The sequence below is a fragment of the Micromonospora sp. NPDC002389 genome (genome assembly GCF_040296095.1).
Classification (GTDB): Bacteria; Actinomycetota; Actinomycetes; order Mycobacteriales; family Micromonosporaceae; genus Micromonospora.
Map to the genome: position 1 here is coordinate 207,148 of NZ_JBEOWP010000006.1, position 21,041 is coordinate 228,188.

The 21,041-nt window shown below is 71.5% G+C and carries 20 protein-coding genes and 1 tRNA gene; 12 read left to right on the top strand and 9 right to left on the bottom strand.

Annotation, left to right across the window (positions count from 1 at the left end; translation table 11 throughout):
- Position 1: 1 nt before the first annotated feature.
- Positions 2 to 424, top strand: a complete 423-nt coding sequence (locus ABT008_RS13940) for a hypothetical protein (protein ID WP_350696442.1) — start codon at positions 2 to 4, stop codon at positions 422 to 424.
- 27 nt (positions 425 to 451) lie between these two features.
- On the opposite strand, the gene ABT008_RS13945 is transcribed toward ABT008_RS13940, so the two are convergent.
- Together ABT008_RS13945 and ABT008_RS13950 are read right to left on the bottom strand one after the other, a co-directional pair.
- Complete coding sequence (locus tag ABT008_RS13945) at positions 452 to 1,618, bottom strand: J domain-containing protein (protein WP_350696444.1); 1,167 nt, start codon at positions 1,616 to 1,618, stop codon at positions 452 to 454.
- 186 nt (positions 1,619 to 1,804) lie between these two features.
- Entirely contained in the window at positions 1,805 to 2,155 is a 351-nt protein-coding gene (locus tag ABT008_RS13950) for a MerR family transcriptional regulator (protein WP_350696446.1), read from the bottom strand.
- A 64-nt stretch (positions 2,156 to 2,219) separates the two neighbouring features.
- On the opposite strand from ABT008_RS13950, the gene ABT008_RS13955 reads away from it, so the two are divergent.
- Positions 2,220 to 3,023, top strand: a complete 804-nt coding sequence (locus ABT008_RS13955; RefSeq protein WP_350696448.1) for an aminotransferase class IV family protein — start codon at positions 2,220 to 2,222, stop codon at positions 3,021 to 3,023.
- A 40-nt stretch (positions 3,024 to 3,063) separates the two neighbouring features.
- Here the strand turns inward: ABT008_RS13955 and ABT008_RS13960 are convergent, their stop codons facing one another.
- The gene (locus ABT008_RS13960; protein WP_350696449.1) at positions 3,064 to 4,416 is read right to left on the bottom strand and encodes a pentapeptide repeat-containing protein; all 1,353 of its coding nucleotides are present in this window, start codon (positions 4,414 to 4,416) and stop codon (positions 3,064 to 3,066) included.
- Positions 4,417 to 4,565: 149 nt separating this feature from the next.
- Here ABT008_RS13960 and ABT008_RS13965 point away from each other — a divergent pair, with 149 nt between their 5' ends.
- Positions 4,566 to 5,381, top strand: coding sequence for a TerC family protein (locus tag ABT008_RS13965; protein WP_350696451.1), 816 nt, complete (start codon positions 4,566 to 4,568; stop codon positions 5,379 to 5,381).
- Between the two features lie 214 nt (positions 5,382 to 5,595).
- Positions 5,596 to 6,492: an esterase/lipase family protein gene (locus ABT008_RS13970; protein ID WP_350696453.1), complete on the top strand. Its 897-nt coding sequence runs from the start codon at positions 5,596 to 5,598 to the stop codon at positions 6,490 to 6,492.
- A 47-nt stretch (positions 6,493 to 6,539) separates the two neighbouring features.
- Here ABT008_RS13970 and ABT008_RS13975 read toward each other — a convergent pair whose 3' ends face one another.
- Positions 6,540 to 7,412, bottom strand: coding sequence for an aldo/keto reductase (locus ABT008_RS13975; RefSeq protein ID WP_350696454.1), 873 nt, complete (start codon positions 7,410 to 7,412; stop codon positions 6,540 to 6,542).
- A gap of 248 nt (positions 7,413 to 7,660) precedes the next feature.
- Between ABT008_RS13975 and ABT008_RS13980 the strand changes: the two genes are divergently transcribed.
- The 5 genes from ABT008_RS13980 (at position 7,661) to ABT008_RS14000 (ending at position 12,341) form a co-directional block, all read left to right on the top strand.
- Positions 7,661 to 8,029 (top strand): YciI family protein, encoded by a 369-nt coding sequence (locus ABT008_RS13980; protein WP_350696456.1) that lies wholly within the window; start codon positions 7,661 to 7,663, stop codon positions 8,027 to 8,029.
- A gap of 253 nt (positions 8,030 to 8,282) precedes the next feature.
- The gene (gene pyk, locus ABT008_RS13985; protein WP_350696458.1) at positions 8,283 to 9,731 is read left to right on the top strand and encodes a pyruvate kinase; all 1,449 of its coding nucleotides are present in this window, start codon (positions 8,283 to 8,285) and stop codon (positions 9,729 to 9,731) included.
- Entirely contained in the window at positions 9,728 to 10,615 is an 888-nt protein-coding gene (locus tag ABT008_RS13990) for an acyl-CoA thioesterase (protein ID WP_350696459.1), read from the top strand. Before pyk ends, ABT008_RS13990 begins: the two co-directional genes overlap by 4 nt.
- A gap of 93 nt (positions 10,616 to 10,708) precedes the next feature.
- Positions 10,709 to 11,170, top strand: a complete 462-nt coding sequence (locus ABT008_RS13995; protein ID WP_350696461.1) for an RrF2 family transcriptional regulator — start codon at positions 10,709 to 10,711, stop codon at positions 11,168 to 11,170.
- Between the two features lie 193 nt (positions 11,171 to 11,363).
- Positions 11,364 to 12,341: a sulfite exporter TauE/SafE family protein gene (locus tag ABT008_RS14000; RefSeq protein WP_350696463.1), complete on the top strand. Its 978-nt coding sequence runs from the start codon at positions 11,364 to 11,366 to the stop codon at positions 12,339 to 12,341.
- 116 nt (positions 12,342 to 12,457) lie between these two features.
- Here ABT008_RS14000 and ABT008_RS14005 read toward each other — a convergent pair whose 3' ends face one another.
- Positions 12,458 to 13,876 carry a pyridoxal-dependent decarboxylase gene (locus ABT008_RS14005; RefSeq protein ID WP_350696465.1) on the bottom strand — a complete coding sequence of 473 codons (1,419 nt, stop codon included), beginning with the start codon at positions 13,874 to 13,876 and terminating at the stop codon, positions 12,458 to 12,460.
- 222 nt (positions 13,877 to 14,098) lie between these two features.
- On the opposite strand from ABT008_RS14005, the gene ABT008_RS14010 reads away from it, so the two are divergent.
- Complete coding sequence (locus tag ABT008_RS14010) at positions 14,099 to 16,369, top strand: rhamnogalacturonan lyase family protein (protein WP_350696467.1); 2,271 nt, start codon at positions 14,099 to 14,101, stop codon at positions 16,367 to 16,369.
- Positions 16,370 to 16,603: 234 nt separating this feature from the next.
- Here the strand turns inward: ABT008_RS14010 and ABT008_RS14015 are convergent, their stop codons facing one another.
- Positions 16,604 to 17,608, bottom strand: a complete 1,005-nt coding sequence (locus tag ABT008_RS14015) for an LLM class flavin-dependent oxidoreductase (protein ID WP_502890435.1) — start codon at positions 17,606 to 17,608, stop codon at positions 16,604 to 16,606.
- 56 nt (positions 17,609 to 17,664) lie between these two features.
- Entirely contained in the window at positions 17,665 to 18,144 is a 480-nt protein-coding gene (locus tag ABT008_RS14020; RefSeq protein ID WP_131053250.1) for an Lrp/AsnC family transcriptional regulator, read from the bottom strand.
- A 102-nt stretch (positions 18,145 to 18,246) separates the two neighbouring features.
- On the opposite strand from ABT008_RS14020, the gene ABT008_RS14025 reads away from it, so the two are divergent.
- A complete protein-coding gene (locus ABT008_RS14025; protein WP_350696470.1) occupies positions 18,247 to 19,404 on the top strand; it encodes a trans-sulfuration enzyme family protein in 1,158 nt (385 codons plus the stop codon).
- A 15-nt stretch (positions 19,405 to 19,419) separates the two neighbouring features.
- Here ABT008_RS14025 and ABT008_RS14030 read toward each other — a convergent pair whose 3' ends face one another.
- Positions 19,420 to 20,166, bottom strand: a complete 747-nt coding sequence (locus ABT008_RS14030; protein WP_350696472.1) for a helix-turn-helix domain-containing protein — start codon at positions 20,164 to 20,166, stop codon at positions 19,420 to 19,422.
- Positions 20,167 to 20,198: 32 nt separating this feature from the next.
- Positions 20,199 to 20,275: transfer RNA gene (locus tag ABT008_RS14035), tRNA-Leu, on the bottom strand.
- A 106-nt stretch (positions 20,276 to 20,381) separates the two neighbouring features.
- On the opposite strand from ABT008_RS14035, the gene ABT008_RS14040 reads away from it, so the two are divergent.
- Positions 20,382 to 21,005 carry an ANTAR domain-containing response regulator gene (locus tag ABT008_RS14040; RefSeq protein WP_350696474.1) on the top strand — a complete coding sequence of 208 codons (624 nt, stop codon included), beginning with the start codon at positions 20,382 to 20,384 and terminating at the stop codon, positions 21,003 to 21,005.
- Positions 21,006 to 21,041: the final 36 nt, after the last annotated feature.

The window sequence follows — 21,041 nt, forward strand, 5'->3', positions numbered from 1 at the left end:
GGTGGACCGCGACGGCGGGACGTTGGACGGGTTCCACATCGGGCACGTGTCGCCCGGTGTCGGCGACGAGGTGTCGGACTTCACCAGCGAGTGGGAGGACGTCCGCCTCACCAGCCGGTTCTGGGAGCGGCCGACGGTCGACGGCCACCAGGTGGACCTACGCGTCCACGTGCTGCGGGGTGAGCGGCTCGTCGACCTCGACGCGGTCCGCGACTTCCTCGCCGAGTATCACGAGCGTGATCCGGCGCAGTGGCGGCTGACCGAGTTCGCGCACGAGGACGGCCCGGGGCTGACCGACGATGCGCAGGCGTTCTGGCTGGTCGAACCCGGTGTCGCCGTCACCGTGCTGACGACTCCGGAGTTCACCGAGGCGCTCGCGGCGACCGCGCTGGCCGTACGCGCCGTCCCCGACGACGTGGCGTGACCGCCGGGGCGACCGGGCCGCAGGTGCTCAGCGCAGCCAGCGGACGTGGGCTCCGATGAGCCGGATCACCTGTCGCCAGGCACGGTTGACGGGTCCCGACTGGAGTTGGCCGAGCTGGCGACGTGCCTTCCACCCGCTGAGCGGCCGGTCCGCCACGCGCATCAGATCGTCGAGTTCGTCAAGCGGCGATCCCACGCGTAACAGACGGCGTACGTCGTCCCACTCGAACGCCTCCGCGAGCTCCAGGACGAGATCGCGGTGGCCGATGAACAGACGCGGCACCCATTCGGTGATCGGGAACCTCAGGTTGTAGACGATCAGGTCGAAGTCGTACGACTGCTCGTCGTCGTCGCGCATCCCCGTCCGGAGCGCCCAGTTCATGAAATCGTCCCAACCGGGTACGGCGGCCAGTTCGTGGGCTCCGGGCTCGGTCAGATACCGGTGCAACGATTCCTGTGATCGGAACAGGAGCAGGTCACCGTCGGCACCGAGGAAGAGGGCCTGCTCTTTCTGATCGTCGACGTACGCCCGGAGTGTGTACCCTTCCTCGCCGTTCGGCAGCGACACGGTGATCGGGCGGATGGCCGGTGACTCCGGTAGTGCCGCCGGGTCGTACGACGGATGTGTCCACCGTGCCGAGGGATGCTGGCGTTCGCGGGCCTCCCGTTCGCGTTCCTGCCGTTCCCGCTCGCGCGTCTCGCGTTCGCGGGCCTCCCGTTCCTCGGCCTCGCGCTCGCGCGCCTCCCGTTCCTCGGTGGCACGCCTACGGGCCTCGCGTTCCCGCATGTCCCGTTCGTGGGCGTCGCGTTCCCGTGTGCGCCGCTCCTGTTCCTGCTCGAAGGTCTCGCGCTGACCGGTCCCGCCACCACTGCCGGTCCCGCCACCACTGCCGGTCCCGCCACCACTGCCGGTCCCGCCGCCACCGCTGGTCCGGCCGCCACCACTGCTGGTCCCGCCACCGCCGGTCCGCTCTTCGCGGCTGTCCCGACCATGACCGTCGACGAGCAGTTTGTACGCGGCGTTGATCTGCTGCATCTGCCGGGTCGCCTCGGCACGCACATTCTCCGGACTCGACTGGTGTCGGTCCGGGTGCCAGACCTGCACGAGAATGCGATAGCGCTCCCGAATCTGTGCCGGCGTCGAATCCCGGGTGACGCCGAGGAGGAGGTACGGATCCTGGCCGTCAGGAAACATGTGTTCGCCGGTCTTCACGAGTGCGGAGCGTTGGCTGCGGCGATGGTAACAGTGTCCGTCGATCCGCGCGGTCGCCGAATCGCCTGCATCCCACCCGGAAGGAGCGTGGCACTGTAGCTGCTCGACACGCCGGACCGGGACCAGCTGCACTGCCACGATCCGGGCCAGCGGGCAGGCGCGTGGTGGTCACGTGGGCCGTTCGGTGGTGGCGAGGAGTCGGGCGAGTGCGGTCCGGGCGTTCTGGAGGGTGGAGATCCGGGCGTCGAGGCTGCGGAGCTGGTCTGACAGGGTCGGCGCGGCACAGTGTTCGAGTTCCGGGCCGGGTCCCTGCACGCAGGGCAGCACCTCGCGGATGACGCTGGTGGTCAGCCCTGCGGCGAGCAGCGCCCGGACGTGGCCGACCACGACCGGGGCGTCGTCGGCGTAACGCCGGTGGCCACGCCCGATCCGGTCCGAGGTGAGCAGTCCCTGCTCCTCGTAGTAGCGCAGGAGCCGGGGGCTGACACCGGTGAGGCGTGACAGTTCGCCGATCCTCATCCCGATGTGATCTGCCTCATCCGCACTGGAAACTGACACCGATGTCAGATCGTACGGTGCCGATATGACGTACTTCGTTGTGCAGCGCGACGGCCGGACGGCGACCGCTGAGGACCTGGCGCCGCTGGCCTTCGCGGGCCACGCGCACTTCACCGCCATGCAGGTACGCGGGGGACAGGTGCGGGGCCTCGACCTGCACCTGGAGCGGCTGCGGTCCGCCTCGGCACGGATGTTCGGTCGGGTGGTGCCCGAAGAACGGGTCCGTGCCCACCTGCGGGCGGCGCTGGCGCAGAGCCCGGACGATGTCTCGTTGCTGGCCACCGTGTACTCGTCGGCGGGCGAGTTCACTCTGCCCGGCCCGGACGACGAGCTGGCGGTGCTGGTCCGGACCGGGCCGGCGGCATCCGGGCCGCAGGGGCCGCTGACGCTGGCGACGGTCGAGTACGAACGGGTGCTCCCGGAGGTGAAACACGTCGGCGAGGTGGCCAAGACGCATCTTCTCCGTCAGGCCGAGGGGCGAGGTGCCGACGACGCCGCGTTCGTCGACCGGCGGGGACGGTTGAGTGAGGGGACGATCTGGAACCTGGCCTTCTGGGACGGTACGTCGGTGGTGTGGCCCGACGCGGAGATGCTCGGCGGGACCACGATGGGCATCGTCCGCCGCCAGGTGGACCGCCTCGGCGTCCCGCAGCGCGTGCAGGAGGTCACCGTCGCCGACCTGCCGACGATGGCGGGGTGCGTGGTGATGAACTCCTGGACGCCGGGTGTGCCGGTGCGCCGCATCGACGCGGTGCCGCTGCCCGAGGCGCCGTCCTTCCTGTCCCTGCTGCACCGGGCCTACCGGGCCGAGCCTCTCACCTCGCCGTGAGGCAGGGGGCCCGGGGCGGGGGCGGACTGTGCGACCCCGTTCACGGGTCGGTGAGCAGGAGCCAGTCGTCGTCCAGGGGCGTGATGGTGGTGCCGTCGGGCCAGACGTGGGTGGCGGACGTCGTCGCGCGGGCCCGGTCGACCCGGGGGCGGTGGGCCAGCGTGGCGGACTCGAAGCTGACCGGGCCGTGGAAGCGGGCACGACCGAAGCTCGCCGTGCCGGGGAAGTGGGCACCGGTGAACCAGAGGTCGGCGGCGAACTCGGTCCAGCGGAACAGGGCCAGGTCGGCGAAGTGGGTGCTCCGGAAGTCGACGTGGCTGCCGAAGGCGGTGTGCTCCATGGACAGTCCGCCGAGGAACGACGCCTGGGGGAAGAACGCGCTGCCGCCGAACGTGGTGTGGTCGAAGGTGACCGACCGGCGGAACGTGGCGCCGCGCCAGGAGGTCTCGCCGAGTGTGGCGTGCCGGGCGGTGACCCGACCGCCGAACTCGGCGCCGTCGGCGTACAGCCCGCCGGTGACCCGGGCGTCGTCCAGCACGATCTCCGCGTCGCCGGTGACCGCGTCCAGCACCAGCTCGTCGAAGGTGGCCGCGAGCACCAGCCGACCACCGAGCCGGGCACCGCGTAACCGGGTGACGCCGGTGCAGGTCGCACCGGTCAGGTCGGCGTCGTCGAGGGTGCATCCGGAGGCGTCGAGGTCGTGCAGGCGGGCACCGGTCAGGTCCAGCCGCATCCCGGGCCAGAACGCGTCGCCGTCCGCGCGCAGGTGCGCGGTCACCACCCGCTGCGCGGTACGGCGTACCTCCGACTCGCGCGCGTCGTCGTCCGGCGGCGGCATCCGCAGGTACGCGCAGAGCACCGCCACGATGGTCGGGCGCTGCGCCGGGTTGTCCTGACCGAGGCGTTCCAAAGCGTGCAGTCCGCCGAGGCGTACCGCCGCGTTGTCGTTGCCGAGCAGCTCCACGGCCCGGGTGTACAGCTCGGTGAGTCGGCGCTCGGCCGCGTCGTACGCGGCGGCCTCGGCCTGACTCTCCTGGTGCCGCTGCCCGGCCTCGGCGACCGCCTCGACGTGCGCCTGCACCCGGTCGCGGTGCTCCTGGTCCCGGGCGGCGACGGTCTCCTGGTGTCGCTGCGCCCGCTCGCTGATCCACTGTCGGCGGGCGGCGAGCAGCAGGGCGAGCCCGCCGCCGGTGCCGGCGACCACGGTCAGTCCGGTGCGGATCGCGTCGATGCGCAGGCCGGCCCGGGTGTCCGGGGCGGCGGCCCGATCAGCCTCACCGAGCAGCCAGTCCAGCACCCACCAGCCGAGCAGGGCGGCCACCAGCAGCCCGATCAGAATCAGCCACCAGGGCATGACCCGGAGACGCTCGTCGGAGGGCGAGGTGCCGCGCACGGCTCACAGCATGCCATCGAACCGCGCCGCCCGCCGGTGCCGCCCGTCTGGGGTTGCGGCGGAACCCCCGGCGCGGTACGCCATGCGTACGCAGATCCGCCGATGTCTCCGGGGGCCCACCCGGCGGCGGTCTGGAAGTCGAGGATGGAATGGAATTCTTGACCAGTCCCGAGCTGTGGATCGCGTTCGCGACCCTGCTCCTGCTGGAGATCGTGCTGGGCATCGACAACGTCGTGTTCATCTCGATCCTGTCCGGCCGGTTGCCTGAGCATCAGCAGGCCCGCGCCCGGATGATCGGCATCTCGCTCGCCCTGATCACCCGTCTGATCCTGCTGGCCTCGTTGTCCTGGATCATCGGCCTGACCGCTCCGCTGTTCACCGTGCTCGGACAGGAGATCTCCGGGCGGGACCTGATCCTGCTGCTCGGCGGGTTGTTCCTGGTCGGCAAGGCGACGTACGAGATCCACGAGCACCTGGAGGGATCCGACCACGCCAAGTCGGGCAAGAAGGCCGCGTCGTTCGGTGTGGTCATCGCGCAGATCCTGGTGCTGGACGTGGTCTTCTCGCTCGACTCGGTGATCACCGCGGTCGGCATGGTCGACGAACTCGCCATCATGGTGGCCGCCGTGGTGATCGCGATGATCATCATGTTGGTCTCGGTCAATGCGGTGAGCACCTTCGTCAACCAGCATCCGACGGTCAAGATGCTCGCCCTGTCGTTCCTGCTGATCATCGGTGCCAGCCTGATCGCGGAGGGCCTCGACCAGCACATCCCGAAGGGCTACGTGTACGGCCCGATCGCCTTCTCGATCTTCGTGGAGTTCCTCAACCTGCGGGTCCGGTCGCGTCAGCGACGCCGTCAGGAGAACCAGCCGGTGCAACTGCACCCGACGTACGTCAAGAACGGTCAGGCGCGGCCCGAGGCCGAGCCCGAGCCCGAGCCGGAGAAGACCCCGGCCGGCTGACACCCGTATCAACCTGGACGCCGCACACACCCGACGGGGTGTGTGCGGCGTCCGCCGTCCGGCGGTGTGGTGGGGGCGGCCAAGAGATCGCTACCCGTGCGTAACTTTTCATTGACGTTTCCGGATCGTGACCCGCATCATCGAGGCACGGTCGATCGGACACCCCCACCGCCTCCACCCGGCAACCCCGGGATCCCCCATGGGAGGTGCAGCGATGCTGCTCCGAAAGGCTGTCCCCGTCCTGGCCCTCGCCCTCACCGCCGTGCTGACGTTCCCCGCCGCAGCCGCCGCCCGCACCGTCCCCGACGGCTCGGCGACACCGGCGGACGCGATCGTCACCACCGTCTCCGGAGCCGCCAGGCCCACCGGCTTCGCTCCCGGAAGCGCTGCCTCGGTCGGCTCCGTCTCCGAGGCCCCCGTCCCCGCCGCCGACGGACTACGGGCCCTGGCCGGGGCCAACCCGGTCATCGTCGTCGGCGGGCTCAGCGGCTTCGCCGCCGTCTACGAACCGCTCGCCGCGCGGCTGCGCGCCGACGGGTACCGCGTCTGGATCTATCCGCTGCCGAACCTCGGGCTCGGCGACATCACCGCGTCCGCCGGAAGCCTGCGCAATTTCGTCGGCCAGGTCCGCACCAGCACCGGCGCGGCCAAGGTCGACCTGGTCGCCCACTCCGAAGGCGGCCTGGTCAGCCGCTACTACATCAAGAACCTGGGCGGCGGGGACGCCGTCGGACGGTACGTCAGCCTGGGCACTCCGCAGTACGGCACGTACGTCGCCAACATCGTGGCCTTCCTCGGCCTGGGCAGTTGTGCGGGAGTCGTCGCCTGCCAGCAGATGACGATCGGCTCGCCGTTCCTCGCCGCCCTCAACGCCGGTGACGACACCCCCGGCCAGGTCCGCTGGACCACCGTGCGTACCTGGCAGGACGAGTTGGTCCGCCCGGTCGACAACGCCATGCTGGCCGACGGGGCGACGAACGTGCTGATCCAGTCCAGGTGTCCGCTCCGCGTCGTCGGGCACCTCGGCCTGGTCACCGACGGCACCACGTACTCCGTGATCCGCCAAGCCCTCCGCGACCAACCCGTCAACCCCGCCTGCCTGGCCCTCTGACATTCTCCGCTCGTCCCGCCCGCGCGGGCGGGACGAGCGGAGCCGGGTCAGGTGGCGGTGGCGAGGGACTCGTACTCGGCGTCGGTCAGCTCTATGGTGGCGGCGGCGACGTTCTCCTCCAGGTGGGCGACCGACGACGTGCCGGGGATCGGCAGCATCACCGGCGAGCGGCGCAGCAGCCAGGCGAGCGCGAGCTGGGCGGGCGTCGCGCCGTGCTCGGTGGAGATGGCGTCCAGCGGGCCGCCGGGGCGGGCCAGCTCGCCGGTCGCGATCGGGAACCACGGGATGAACGCGATGTCGTTCGCCTCGCAGTAGGTCAGCACCTCCTCGGCGCTGCGGTCGGCCACGTTGTAGAGGTTCTGCACCGAGACGATCGGCGCGATCCGGCGGGCCGCCTCGACCTGCGCGACGGTCACCTCGGAGAGCCCGATGTGCTGGATCTTGCCCTCCTGGCGCAGCAGCACCAGCTCGCCGAGCTGGTCCTCCAGCGGCACCTTCGCGTCGATGCGGTGCAACTGGTAGAGCCCGATGCTCTCCAGGCCCAGGTGACGCAGGCTCAGCTCGCACTGCTGGCGCAGATACTCCGGTCGACCCACCGGGCGCCACACGCCCGGGCCGCCGCGGGTGAGGCCGGCCTTGGTCGCGATGACCAGATTGTCGGCGTACGGGTGCAGCGCCTCCTTGATCAACAGCTCGGAGACGAACGGCCCGTACGAGTCGGCGGTGTCGATGAAGGTGACACCCAGCTCGTACGCCCGGCGCAGCACCCGGACCGCCTCGGCCGGGTCCTTCGGGTCACCCCAGACGCCCGGGCCGGTGATCTGCATGGCCCCGTAGCCGAGCCGGTCGACGGTCAGCTCACCGCCGATGCGGTAGGTGCCGGAGGACTTCGCGGGTCGCGGGTCGGTGTCGCTCGCCATTCGCCGTTCCCATCGTGTCGGTCGTCGGTGACCGCGCCGGTCACCCTGGGATACACCTTTCCCCTGGTACGGCGGATACACCGCCGCGAGCGGGTACCTGATCGTGGCCCGCCCGGGGGTGATGAACAACCGGGAAGGCCGGGTCGAATCCGATGAGCGGCCGGTACGACCCACCGGCCCGTGCGACGCTCAGGGGTACCGCCGTGCGTGTCGCCGCAGGGCGCGGGTGAGCTGCGGAAAGGAACGTGATGGCAGGAGAGCCTCGGGTCGACTTCGCGCTCGACACGTTCGAGTGCATCGTGCTGTATCCCGGTACCGCCGGGCGGGCGTTGCCGGCCGAGACCATCCAGCGCCTCCAGGCCGAGCATGCCGAGCACATGGCGGCGTTGCAGCGTCGGGGGATCATCCTGGTGGCCGGTGCGGTGGACGGCAACGACGCCCGGGAACCGGACCCGCCGCTCGGATTCGGGCTGGCGCGCACCGGCTCCGTGGACGACGTACGCAGCGTGATGGAGGCTGATCCGGCCGTGCAGGCCGAGCTCTACCGGGTGGATGTGATGACCTTCCTCTGCCCGGCGGGCTCGCTGGAGTTTCCGCTGGCCAAGACGGAGAGCTGAGGCGGGAAGCGGATTCGTCGGCTGATCTTCGCGCAGTGATGTCGCGAGTACTCTCGGTCACTGGAGTGGAGCGCCTCGCCGCCCATTGGTGTCAGGGGCGTACCATTCCGGCGCGCGGTCGCTGTTGCCCGCCGTTGACGTCCGGTGCGGCTTCGCCCGCCGGCTGCGCGCGTACGGCGCGCAGCGTTGGACAATCGTTCCGCCATGCGCAAGGGGTCGGCCCGTGGTCCGACCTGGAGGAGAGACTAGCCTGATGGGCGTGACACGCCGCGCGAAGATCGTCTGCACTCTTGGCCCCGCCACCTCGTCGCCCGAGCGCATCCGTGGGCTCGTCGAGGCCGGCATGAATGTGGCGAGGCTCAACTTCAGCCACGGCAGCCACGCCGACCACGAGGCCGTCTATCGGCTCGTCCGGGAGGCAGCCGAGGCGACCGGTCAGCCGGTCGCGATCCTGGCCGACCTGCAGGGACCGAAGATCCGGCTGGGCCGGTTCGCCGACGGGCCGCACGAGTGGCGTACCGGCGACTCCGTCGTGATCACCGGCGACGAGATCCTGGGCAGCAAGGAGCGCGTCTCCTGCACATACCGCCGCCTGCCGCAGGAGGTCAAGCCCGGTGACCGGCTGCTGATCGACGACGGCCGGGTCGCCGTCGAGGTCACCGACGTGACCGGCAACGACATCCGGGTGCTGGTCACCGAGGGCGGGCCGGTCAGCAACAACAAGGGCGTCTCGCTGCCCAACGTCGCGGTCAGCGTGCCGGCCCTCTCCGAGAAGGACGCCGCCGACCTGCGGTTCGCGCTCGGTCTCGGTGTCGACCTGGTGGCGCTCTCGTTCGTCCGCTCCGCCGACGACATCAAGCTCTGCCACGCGATCATGAGTGAGGTCGGCGTGCACCGGCCCGTACTCGCCAAGGTCGAGAAGCCGGAGGCCGTCGACCACCTGGAAGCGATCGTGCTGGCCTTCGACGGGGTCATGGTCGCCCGTGGCGACCTCGGCGTGGAGCTGCCGCTGGACGAGGTCCCGCTGGTGCAGAAGCGCGCCGTGCAGCTCTGCCGCGAGAACGCCAAGCCGGTCATCGTGGCCACCCAGATGCTCGACTCGATGATCGAGAACTCGCGGCCGACCCGCGCCGAGGCCTCCGACGTGGCCAACGCCGTCCTCGACGGCGCCGACGCGGTGATGCTCTCCGGCGAGACCAGCGTCGGCAAGTACCCGGTGCTCACGGTCAGCACCATGGCCAAGATCGTCACCACCACCGAGGCCGGGTCCATCGCCGTGCCCCGGCTCCAGCACGACCCGCGTACGCACGGCGGGGCGCTCACCGTCGCCGCCTCCTCCATCGCCCGGGCCATCGGCGCGAAGGCGCTGGTCGCGTTCTCGCAGACCGGTGACACCGTGCGTCGGCTCAGCCGGCTGCACTGCGACCTGCCGCTGCTGGCCTTCACCCCGGTCCCCGAGGTGCGCCAGCAGCTCGCCCTCTGCTGGGGCGTGGAGACCTTCCTGATGCCGTTCGTCCAGCACACCGACGACATGTTCCGGCAGGTCGACCAGGCGCTGCTCGGACTCAACCGGGGCAACCCCGGTGACCTGGTGGTGGTCGTGGCGGGCAGCCCGCCCGGCAGCCCCGGCTCGACCAACACGCTGCGGGTGCACCAGCTCGGATCGCTCGTCGACGCCGCCACCGCGAGGGCGTTGCAGTGACCGACGGCGAGGGGACCATCGTCGGCCAGGCCGCCGTCGATCAGCTGCTGGAGGTGCTCGACCTGGAGTCGACGGGCACCATGTCGTTCCGGGGGATGAGTCCTCCGGTCGGCCCGCAGCGGGTCTATGGCGGCCAGGTCGCCGGCCAGGCACTGGTCGCTGCCGGGCGCACCGTCGCCCCGGACCGGGTGGTCCACTCGCTGCACGGCTACTTCGTCCGCGCCGGGGACCCGGCCGAGCCGATCGCGTACGAGGTGGAGAACATCCGCGACGGCCGGTCCTTCTCCGTACGCCGCTCGGTGGCCCTGCAACACGGCAAGCCGATCTTCTTCATGTCCGCCTCGTTCCAGCGGCACGAGGAGGGGCTCGACCACCAGACGCCGGTCCCGCCGGACGTGCCCACCCCGGACGACGTGCCGACGATGTCCGACCGGCTGGCCCGTTACCCCGAACGGCTCGGCATCTGGGGGCAGATCCCGCGCCCGATCGACGTGCGCTACGTCGGCGAACCCGGTTGGGTACGCCCCGGCGACCGGCCGGCCGAAAAGCACCAGCGGGTGTGGATGCGCATCGACGGCAAACTCCCCGACGATCCGCTGCTGCACGCCTGCGCCCTCACGTACGCCTCCGACCTGACCCTGCTCGACTCGGTGCTCTCCGTACACGGTGAGGTGTGGGGGCCGGGCGGGGTGGTCGGGGCGAGCCTGGACCACGCCCTGTGGTTCCACCGCTCGTTCCGCGCCGACGAGTGGTTCCTCTACGACTGCGGCAGCCCGTCCGCCTCCGGTGCGCGCGGTCTGGCCACCGGCCAGTTGTTCACCGTCGACGGCCGACACATCGCCAGCGTCGTGCAGGAGGGTCTGCTGCGCCGGGTGGGCGAGTAGCCGCGACCGCCGGTCGCTCCGGACAACCACGTAAACCGATCGGTCAAGGGGTGATCGTCCGGCTGGATCGGGCGGCCCGCTAACCTGTCCGGCATGCGACTCTCCGCTCGGGTGGACTACGCCCTCCGCGCGGTCACCGAGCTGGCCTCGGTGACCGGGGCCGGGCGCGGTCGCCCGGTGACCGCCGACCAGATCGCCCGCGCCCAGGAGATCCCTCCGAAGTTCCTGGAGAGCATCCTGCTGCAGATGCGCCGGGGCGGCATCGTGCAGGCACAGCGGGGGCCGGAGGGCGGCTACTGGCTGGCCCGTCCGGCCGAGGAGATCTCCCTGGCCGAGGTGATCCGGGTGATCGACGGACCTCTGGCCCACATCCGTGGCCAGCGCCCCGAACAACTCGGCTACCACGGCGCGGCCCGCGCCCTGCAGGACGTCTGGATCGCCCTGCGCGCCAGCGAACGCCAGATCCTGGAACTGGTCACCGTGGCCGACGTGGCCCAGGGCACCCTGCCCGAGCAGGTCACCAAGCTGGTCGCCGACCCGCGCGCCTGGACCTGATCCCGCCCACCGGGGAGCCGACGGCCCTGATCGTGGCAGCGTAGGTGGTCCCGGCCCGGCGTGTCGTGCAGGTGCACTGCCACGATCGCGTCCGGACTTCGTCTCACTGACCGATCAGGGGGTTGACCGGAGGGCACTGCGTACCGCATTCTCGACCAAGTTGATAGGAGATGCCGAAAAGTAGGGGGCGTCCGTGCGCAAGTTGCTCGTCATCGCACTGGTCGGGCTGGCCGCGCAGTTGGTCGACGGTGCGCTCGGCATGGCCTACGGACTGACGTCCACGACCCTGCTGCTGGTGGTCGGCATCGCGCCGGCTGCGGCGTCCGCCTCGGTGCACCTGGCCGAGATCGGCACCACGCTCGCCTCCGGGGCGGCGCACTGGCGGTTCGGCAACGTCGACTGGCGGGTGGTACGCCGCATCGCCCTGCCGGGCGCGATCGGCGCGTTCGCCGGGGCCACCTTCCTCAGTTGGCTCTCCACCGAGTCGGCCGCCCCCTGGATGGCCGCCATCCTGTTCACCCTCGGCGCGTACCTGCTCGTCCGGTTCTCCCGGCCGCTGCGCCGCAACCCGGCCGCGGGCCGGCTGCGCGGGCGCTTCCTCGGCCCGCTCGGGCTGGTCGCCGGCTTCGTCGACGCCACCGGCGGCGGCGGGTGGGGGCCGGTCGCCACGCCGGCCCTGCTGGCGTCCGGGCGGATGGAGCCGCGCAAGGTGATCGGCTCGGTGGACACCTCCGAGTTCGTCGTCGCCTCCTCGGCCAGCCTCGGCTTCCTGATCGGCCTCGGCACCGAAGGCTTCCTGCTGCCGATCGTGCTCGCCCTGCTCGCCGGTGGTCTGATCGCCGCGCCGATCGCGGCCTACCTGGTGCGGATCATCCCGGCCCAGATGCTCGGCGCGGCGGTCGGCGGCGTGATCGTGCTGACCAACGCCCGCGTCCTGCTGGGCGCCGCCGAACTGCCCAGCGCCGTGCCGGTGGTGGTCTACCTGCTGCTGGCCGCCGGCTGGGTGGGCGCGCTGGTGCTGGCGGTGCGGGTGCTGCGGCGGACCCGCCGCGAGGACGCGCTCGCGGCGGCCACCGCACCGACCGACGCTGCCACGTCGCCCGCCGAGGCAGACGCCGCGCCGACCGAGGCCGACAGCAACACCCGCGCCCTCTCCGGCGCGGACCGCTGACCGCCCGCCTCACCCGCTGCCGCACCGCCCTCGGCGAACCGCCTCCCGGCTCGCCGAGGGCCCACACCCGCCGCCGCCCGCTTGGTCCCGGCCCAGACCTCGCGCCGGTGCCTGACTCAGTCGGCGTCGGTGCGCGCGGCCTGCGAGATCAGCTCCCAGGCCTCGTCCACGTGGACCTCGGTGGTCTGCGGCGCACCGACGGCCAGCCGCAGCGTGTGCCGGCCGGCGACCCGGGTGTGCGTCAGATAGACGCGACCGCTGGCGTTCACCGCCGCCAGCAACCGCTCGTTCGGCTCGTCGTCGCCGCGCAGCCGGAAACAGACCAGGGCGTACGGGTGCGCGGTGACCAGTTCGAAACGGTCGTCGGCGCGTACCCGGTCGGCGAAGCGGGCGGCCAGGGCGACCCCGCTGCGGATGTGCGCGCGTAGTCCCTCGACGCCGTACCAGCGCAGCACGAACCACAGCTTGAGCGCACGGAAGCGCCGGCCGAGCGGCACCTGCCAGTCCCGGTAGTCGATCACCGCGCCGGACTCGGTGGCCGCGTTACGCAGGTACTCGGGCAGCACGGTCAGCGCCTCGACCAGCTCACCGGCGTCGGCCACCCAGAACGCGTCGCAGTCGAAGCCGGTCAGCAGCCACTTGTGCGGGTCGAAGCAGTAGGAGTCGGCGTACTCCAGCCCGTCGTGGCCGAACCGCAGTTCGGGGCAGACCGCCGCGGAGCCCGCGTACGCGGCGTCGACGTGCAGGAAGACGCCGTGCTCGGCGCAGATCGGCCCGATCTGCGGCAACGGGTCCACGGCGGTGGTGGAGGTGGTGCCGACGGTCGCCACCACCAGGGCGGGGATCACCCCGGCGGCGACGTCCGCCTCGATCGCGGCGCGCAGCGCCGTCGCCGACATGGCCCGGGTGCCCGGGTCCACCTCGATCGGCCGTACGCCGTCGGCGCCGAGCCCGGCGATGCGGGCCGCCTTCTCCACCGAGGAGTGACCCTCGGTGGAGGTGTAGACGCGGTACCGCCGGTCCACGCCGACCTGCCGCCACCGTCCCCGCGCGGCCCGGTGCACCGCCACCAGGGTGGCCACCAGGGTGGCGGAGGAGGCGGAGTCCTGGATGACCCCGCCGCCGGGGCCGGTGGAGCGGAACTTCTGCGGCAGGTCCATCAGGTCGGCCAGCCAGTCGAGCAGCACCGTCTCCATCTCGGTGCAGGCCGGCCCGGTGGCCCAGAGCATCCCCTGCACGCCGAGCCCGGCGCTGACCATGTCGCCCAGCACGCTGGGTCCGCTGGTGTTGGCCGGGAAGTAGCCGAAGAAGCCGGGGTGCTGCCAGTGGGTGAGCCCGGGCGTCACCAGCGAGTCGAGGTCGGCGAGGAGTGCCTCGACCGGCTCGCCGTGGGTCGGCGGTCCGGCCGGTAGCCGGGCGGCGACGGTGCCGGGCGGGTCCGGCGAGGTGACCGGACGCCGATCGAGGGTGGCCCAGTAGTCGGCGATCCAGTCGACGACCGCATACCCGGCCTGACGGAACTCGTCGGGTGTCATGTGCCCTGCCATACCGCGAGTCGATCAAGAAGCGGGCGTGGTCGCAAGCATCCGGACCGATTGTGCCGAGAAAGCGCTTGCCCTAGCATCGCAGCTACGCGGGGCCGCGTGTACCGACGTCGATGCGTCGGGATCTCTGCCTTCAGCGCGGCACACCACCGCCGGACCGGGCACGTCGGCGCAGGGCGTGGACCGCGCGTGACCTCCTTCGGAGGGACGACCATGCCTCGCACCACCCGCCGGGCCGCTCTGCTGGCCACGGCCACCGCCACCATCGTCGCGGCCGGAGGGTTGACCACCCTCACCGCCTCTGCCGCGGCCGCCGGCTGCCGCGTCGACTACCGGGTCACCAACGAGTGGTCCGGTGGCTTCGGCGCCGACGTCACGGTGACCAACCTCGGCGACCCGCTCACCGGCTGGGCCGTCACCTGGACCTGGCCCGCCGGTCAGCAGGTCAGTCAGGCCTGGAACGCCACCGTCAGCCAGTCCGGCACCCAGGTCACCGCCCGCAACGTGGACTACAACGCCGTGCTCGGCACCGGTGCCAGCACGGCCTTCGGCTTCAACGGTTCCTGGTCCGGCAGCAACCCCGCGCCGACCGTCTTCGCCGTCAACGGCACCACCTGCACCGGCGGCACGACCCCGCCGACCACCACGCTCCCGCCCGTCACGCCCACCCCGACCACGCCGCCACCGCCCACCACACCGCCACCCACCACACCGCCGCCCACCAACCCGCCGGCCGGCACCATGCAGGCGGAGAACCTCGACCGGGGACTCGTCAGCGTCCGCGCCGGCGCCGGCAACCTGGTCTCCTGGCGGCTGCTGGGCACCGAGACCTCCGGCGTGGCGTTCCACCTCTACCGAGGCGGCACCCGGGTCACCGCCAGCCCGATCACCGGCGCGACCAACTACCTGGACAACGGTGCCGCCGCCGGCAGCACGTACACCGTGCGGGCCGTCGTCGGCGGCGTCGAGCAGGCCGCGTCGGCGCCCGCGCTCCAGTTCCCCGCCGGCTACCTGGACGTGCCGTTGCAGATCCCGCCGGGCGGCACCACACCCAGCGGCGAGGCGTACACCTACGCCGCCAACGACGCCAGCGTCGGCGACCTCGACGGTGACGGCCGCTACGAGTTCGTCGTCAAGTGGGACCCCTCCAACGCCAAGGACAACGCCCAGTCCGGCTACACCGGCAACGTCTACGTCGACGCGTACACCCTGACCGGCACCCGCCTGTGGCGCATCGACCTGGGACGCAACATCCGGGCCGGCGCCCACTACACCCAGTTCCAGGTGTACGACTACGACGGCGACGGTGACGCCGAGGTGGCCATGAAGACCGCCGACGGCACCCGCTCCGGCACCGGCCAGGTCATCGGCAACGCCAGCGCCGACCACCGCAACTCCAGCGGGTACGTGCTCGCCGGCTCCGAGTACCTGACCATGTTCGACGGCCGCACCGGCGCCGCCCTGTCCACCGTGGCCTACGACCCGCCGCGTGGCACCGTCTCCTCCTGGGGCGACAACTACGGCAACCGGGTGGACCGGTTCCTCGCCGCCACCGCCTACCTCGACGGGCAGCGCCCCTCACTGATCATGGCCCGGGGCTACTACACCCGCGCGGTGATCGCCGCCTGGGACTTCCGCAACGGCAGCCTGACCAAGCGCTGGACCTTCGACTCCAACGCCTCCGGCAACGGCGCCGCCGCCGGTCAGGGCAACCACAACCTCTCCGTGGCCGACGTCGACGGCGACGGTCGACAGGAGATCGTCTACGGCGCCGCCACCATCGACGACAACGGCCGCCTGCTGCACTCCACCGGCACCGGCCACGGCGACGCCATGCACGTCGGCGACCTCGACCCGACCCGCCCCGGCCTGGAAGTGTTCAAGGTCAACGAGAGCGGCAGCCAGCCCAGCTCCTACCTCGCCGACGCCCGCACCGGACAGCGCATCTGGTCCACCCCGGCCGCCGGAGACAACGGCCGGGGCGTCGCCGGTGACATCTGGGCCGGCAGCCCCGGCGCCGAATCCTGGTCGTCCGCCGTCAGCGGCCTGACCGACACCCGAGGCCAGAACGTCGGCCGCAAACCGTCCTCCACCAACTTCCTGATCTGGTGGGACGGCGACCCGGTCCGCGAACTGCTCGACGCCACCCGCATCGACAAGTACGGCCCCAACGGCGACACCCGCCTGCTCACCGGCAGCGACGTGGCCTCGAACAACGGCACCAAGTCGACGCCGGCGCTCTCCGGCGACATCCTCGGCGACTGGCGGGAGGAGGTCGTCTGGCGCACCAGCGACAACCGGGCCCTGCGCATCTACAGCACGCCCACGCAGACCGGCACCCGGCTGCCCACCCTCATGCACGACCTGCAGTACCGGGTGGCCGTGGCCTGGCAGAACACCGCCTACAACCAGCCGCCGCACCCGAGCTTCTTCCTCGGCGACGGCATGACCACCCCGCCGGCACCGCGCATCTACCTGCGGTGACGTCGAGGGTGCGAAGGCGGTAAGCAGAGAAACGGACAGGCACCGGGCCGCGATCGCGGAATCCGCACAATCGCAGCCCGGTGCCCCACACCGCGGCACCCCCGACCCGTCCCGACCGGGGAGTGCCGTACCACCACCGGTAATAAAGTTAAGCGGCCTCCGCGTCGCGAGGGTGACGCTGGCGTGAAGATCGTGTTTCGCGCCCGCCGAACCGCTGTGACCTGCGTTACTGCCTCAGCGACGCAAACCCCCGGCCACCTCGGCCGCGATCAGCTCGAACGAGCGCACCCGGTCGGCCACGTCGTACACCATCGCGGTCAGCATCAACTCGTCCGCACCGGTCCGCGCCAGCAACTCACCCAACTGCCGACGGACCGTCTTCGGCGAACCGAGCGCCTGACCCTCCCGGCGCTGCACCACGAACTCCCGCTCCAGATCCGTGTACGGATACGCCGCCGCCTGCTCCGGTGAGGCGAGCGGCTCCGGCCGCCCCGACCGCAGCCGAAGGAACGACAACCCCGCCGGCCCGGACAACCACTCGGCCCGCTCGTCGGTATCCGCACACACCGCGTTCACCGCCACCATCGCGTACGGCCGCTCCAACCACTGCGACGGGCGGAAACTCTGCCGGTACAACGCCAACGCCGGCAGCGTGTTCTGCGCGCTGAAGTGATGCGCGAACGAGAACGGCAACCCCAGCGCACCCGCCAACCGGGCACTGAACCCGCTGGACCCGAGCAACCACACCGCCGGCCGCTGCCCCCGGCCGGGGGTGGCCGTGATCGGCCCCGACCCGTCCTCGCTGAAGTACTCCATCAGGTCGGCCAACTCCCGGGGGAAACCCTCCGCCGACAACCCCTCCATCGTCCGGCGCAACGCCAACGCGGTCACCTGGTCGGTGCCCGGCGCGCGACCGATACCCAGGTCGATGCGGCCCGGATGCAACGCCTCCAACGTGCCGAACTGCTCCGCGACCACCAGCGGCGCGTGGTTCGGCAACATCACCCCACCCGACCCGAGGCGGATGGTCTCGGTGTGCGCGGCCAGATGCGCGAGCAGCACCGCCGGCGCCGACGACGCGATAGCGGGCATGTTGTGGTGCTCGGCCACCCAGAACCGGTGGTAGCCCCACTCGTCGGTACGCCGCGCCAACTCGGTGGTGTGCCGCAACGCCTCGGTCGCGGAGGCGCCGGCCGCGACGGGGGCCAGGTCGAGGACAGACAACGGTACGTCGATCACACGGCTGGCCAACCCGCCGGATGCCACATTTGTTCCCTACCGGCGGACGACGTGAGTCAGCCCATCCCACGCGCCTGCTCGAAGATCAGGCTGGTCTGGCTGTGCTGCACGGCCGGATCGACGGCCAGGTAGTCGAGGACGAAGTCCCGCAACGCCTCCGCCGACGCCGCCCGCACGTGCAGCACGTAGTCCTCCGCCCCGGCCACGTGGAACACCGACACCACCCCCGGCAGCCGGACCGAACGCGTCCGGAACGCGTCCACCGCCGCCCGCGCGTGCTCGGTCAACCGCACCGACACCAACGCCTGCAACGGCAACCCCACCGCCGCCGGATCCACCTCGGCGTGGAAACCCCGGATCGCCCCGCACTCCCGCAACGCCCGGGTACGCGCCAGACACGTCGACGGCGCCACCCCCACCCGCTCGGCCAGCGCGTTGTTCGGCAACCGCCCGTCGGCGGCCAACTCGGTCAGGATCGCGCGATCGGTGTCGTCCAGGGCCGCGAACGGCCGCACATCATTCGGAACGAGGGGCATGACACCATCCTCCACCGAACATCATCACGCCCGATAGGGGCAACAGCGAATGATCTTCGGAAGTATTGCTCCATCGGTGCGTGATGTTCGATCCTTGCCGCCATGACGACCGTGGACACCCGAGCCGTGCACGCCGGCCGCGACGACCTCGCTGCGCTGGGCGTCCACGTGCCCCCGATCGACCTCTCCACCACCAACCCGCTGCCCTCGGTCCACGACGGCGGCGACGCGTACGAACTCCTCGCCACCGGCGGCACCCCGACCCCCGGCACCAGCGCCGTCTACCAGCGGCTGTGGAACCCCACCGTGGCCCGCTTCGAGACCGCCCTCGCCGAACTCGAAGGCACCACCGACGCCGTCGCCTTCGCCAGCGGCATGGCCGCACTCACCGCCGCCCTGCTCGCCGCCACCCGCGACGGGAAACGACACCTGGTCGCCGTCCGCCCGCTCTACGGCGGCACCGACCACGTGCTCGCCACCGGCCTGCTCGGCACCGACGTCACCTGGGCCCGTCCCGACGAGGTCGCCGCCGCCGTCCGCCCCGACACCGCCCTCGTCGTCGCCGAGACCCCCGCCAACCCCACCCTCGACCTCGTCGACATCCGCGCCCTCGCCGACGCCGCCGGCGACGCACCCCTGCTGATCGACAACACCGTCGCCACCCCGGTACTCCAACAACCCGCCCGCCACGGCGCCGCGCTCGTGCTGCACAGCGCCACCAAGAGCATCGGCGGCCACGGTGACGTCCTCGCCGGGGTCGTCGCCTGCGACCCGCACTGGGCCGCCCGGCTGCGCCAGGTCCGCGCGCTCACCGGTGCGGTCCTGCACCCGCTCGGCGCGTACCTGCTGCACCGGGGCCTGCAGACGCTGCCGCTGCGGGTCCGCGCCCAACAGGCCGGCGCGGAGAAGATCGCCGCCTGGCTCGCCGACCACCCCGCCGTCGAGCGCGTGCACCACCCCGGACTCGACGACCACGCCGGGCTGATCGGCCGCCAACTCGCCGGTCCCGGCAGCCTGCTCGCCTTCCGGGTACGCGGCGGCGCCCCCGCCGCGGCGGCGGTCGCCGGTGCCTGCCGGCTGATCACCCACGCGGTCTCGCTCGGCGGTGTCGACACCCTCGTCCAGCACCCCGCGTCGCTGACCCACCGCCCGGTCGACGGCGACGCGAAACCCGACGGCGGTCTGCTGCGGCTCTCGGTCGGGCTGGAGGACCCCGAGGACCTCTGCGTCGACCTGGCCCAGGCGCTCGCCACCGTCTGAGCTCCCGGCCATGGTTCAGCACTTCGGCCCGACGTGACGGTCCAGCACGGCGACCGCCTCCCGGCGCGCGACGGAGAGGCTGTTGCGGCGGTTCATCCGCCAGGCCACACCGAGCAGGTCCAGTGCCCACTGGCACAACGCCATGATGTCGGTCGACTCGTTGACGAACATGTAGCGCGGATAGACGTACGTCCGGCCCCGCACCGTGACCCGGTTGGCGAACCGGCAGCCGTCGGAGTGGAACAGGCCGCGCAGGAAGCTGCCGGCGTGCGCCTGCACGATCGGCCGTTGCCAGGCCGTCAGCACGATCGGCCGGCGGTGTTTGGGGCCTGGACCGTGCTGCGGCAACAGGCACGGCCAGTGGGTGCCGTAGCTCTGCACGCTGACGCAGCCGGCGGACGGGACGCGTTGCACCGAGGAGGCGAGGACGCTTCTCATGGCGGTCTCGGCCGCGTCGACCAGCCCCGGCCAGGTCTGCGCACAGGCGATCCGGAGCACCGGCACCCGGGCGGCGGTGACCAGGTGCCCGTCACCGAGATAGAGACCGAGCAGGTAGGCGTACTGGCCGAGGTCTGTCGGATTCTCGACGTCGCGGCACCGGAAACAGCGCGATGCCGTACTCCGCTGTCTCGGCTCCGGCTGGACCCGGCACCAGTGGCGGACGGTGGGGTAGGGGAGCCCGACGGCGCGGGCGACCTCCGCGACGGTCGCACCGTCGCGGTGCATCCGCAGCGCTCGTAGACGCAGATCGGGTGGGTGCACCGGGGCATTCTCGAACGCCCGTGCGACACTTCTGGTGTCCCCGGTGGGACTCGAACCCACACTGTCGGAGGTTTGAGCTCCGTTTCTCTGCCAATTGGAATACGGGGACGTTCACGCTCAACGCCTGTCGCGTCGGCCCATAGGTTACCCACTACGCTAGGAGCGGCGACACCCGGTACCGCGGGTGTCGGGCACAGACTGGGTGGGAGTGGCTCGTGGCCGAGACGCAGACGGATGCCGCGCGCAGGCGGGTACTGATCGCCGAGGACGAGGCGCTGATCCGGCTGGACCTGGCCGAGATGTTGGCCGAGGAAGGCTACGAGGTGGTCGGGGAGGCCGGCGACGGCGAGACCGCCGTACGCCTGGCCGAGGAGCTCAAGCCCGATCTGGTCATTCTCGACATCAAGATGCCGATCATGGACGGACTGGCCGCCGCCGAGCGGATCGCCGGTGCCCGGATCGCCCCGGTGATCATCCTGACCGCGTTCAGTCAGCGTGACCTGGTCGAGCGGGCCAGGGCGGCCGGCGCGATGGCGTACCTGGTCAAGCCGTTCCAGAAGTCCGACCTGGTGCCGGCGGTGGAGATCGCCCTCTCCCGCTACTCGGAGGTCGCGGCGCTGGAGGCCGAGGTCGCCGGGCTCACCGACCGGCTGGAGGTCCGCAAGACCGTCGAGCGGGCCAAGGGCGCGCTGATGACCACCTACAACATGACCGAGCCGCAGGCGTTCAAGTGGATCCAGCGCACGGCGATGGACCACCGGATGACCATGAAGGAGGTCTCCGAGCGGATTCTCGCCGAGACCGCCGGTGGCGGCGAGGTCACCCGCCCGGCTCCCTGACCGCTCGCCGTCACGGGGCAGTCGCGAGGCCGGGCG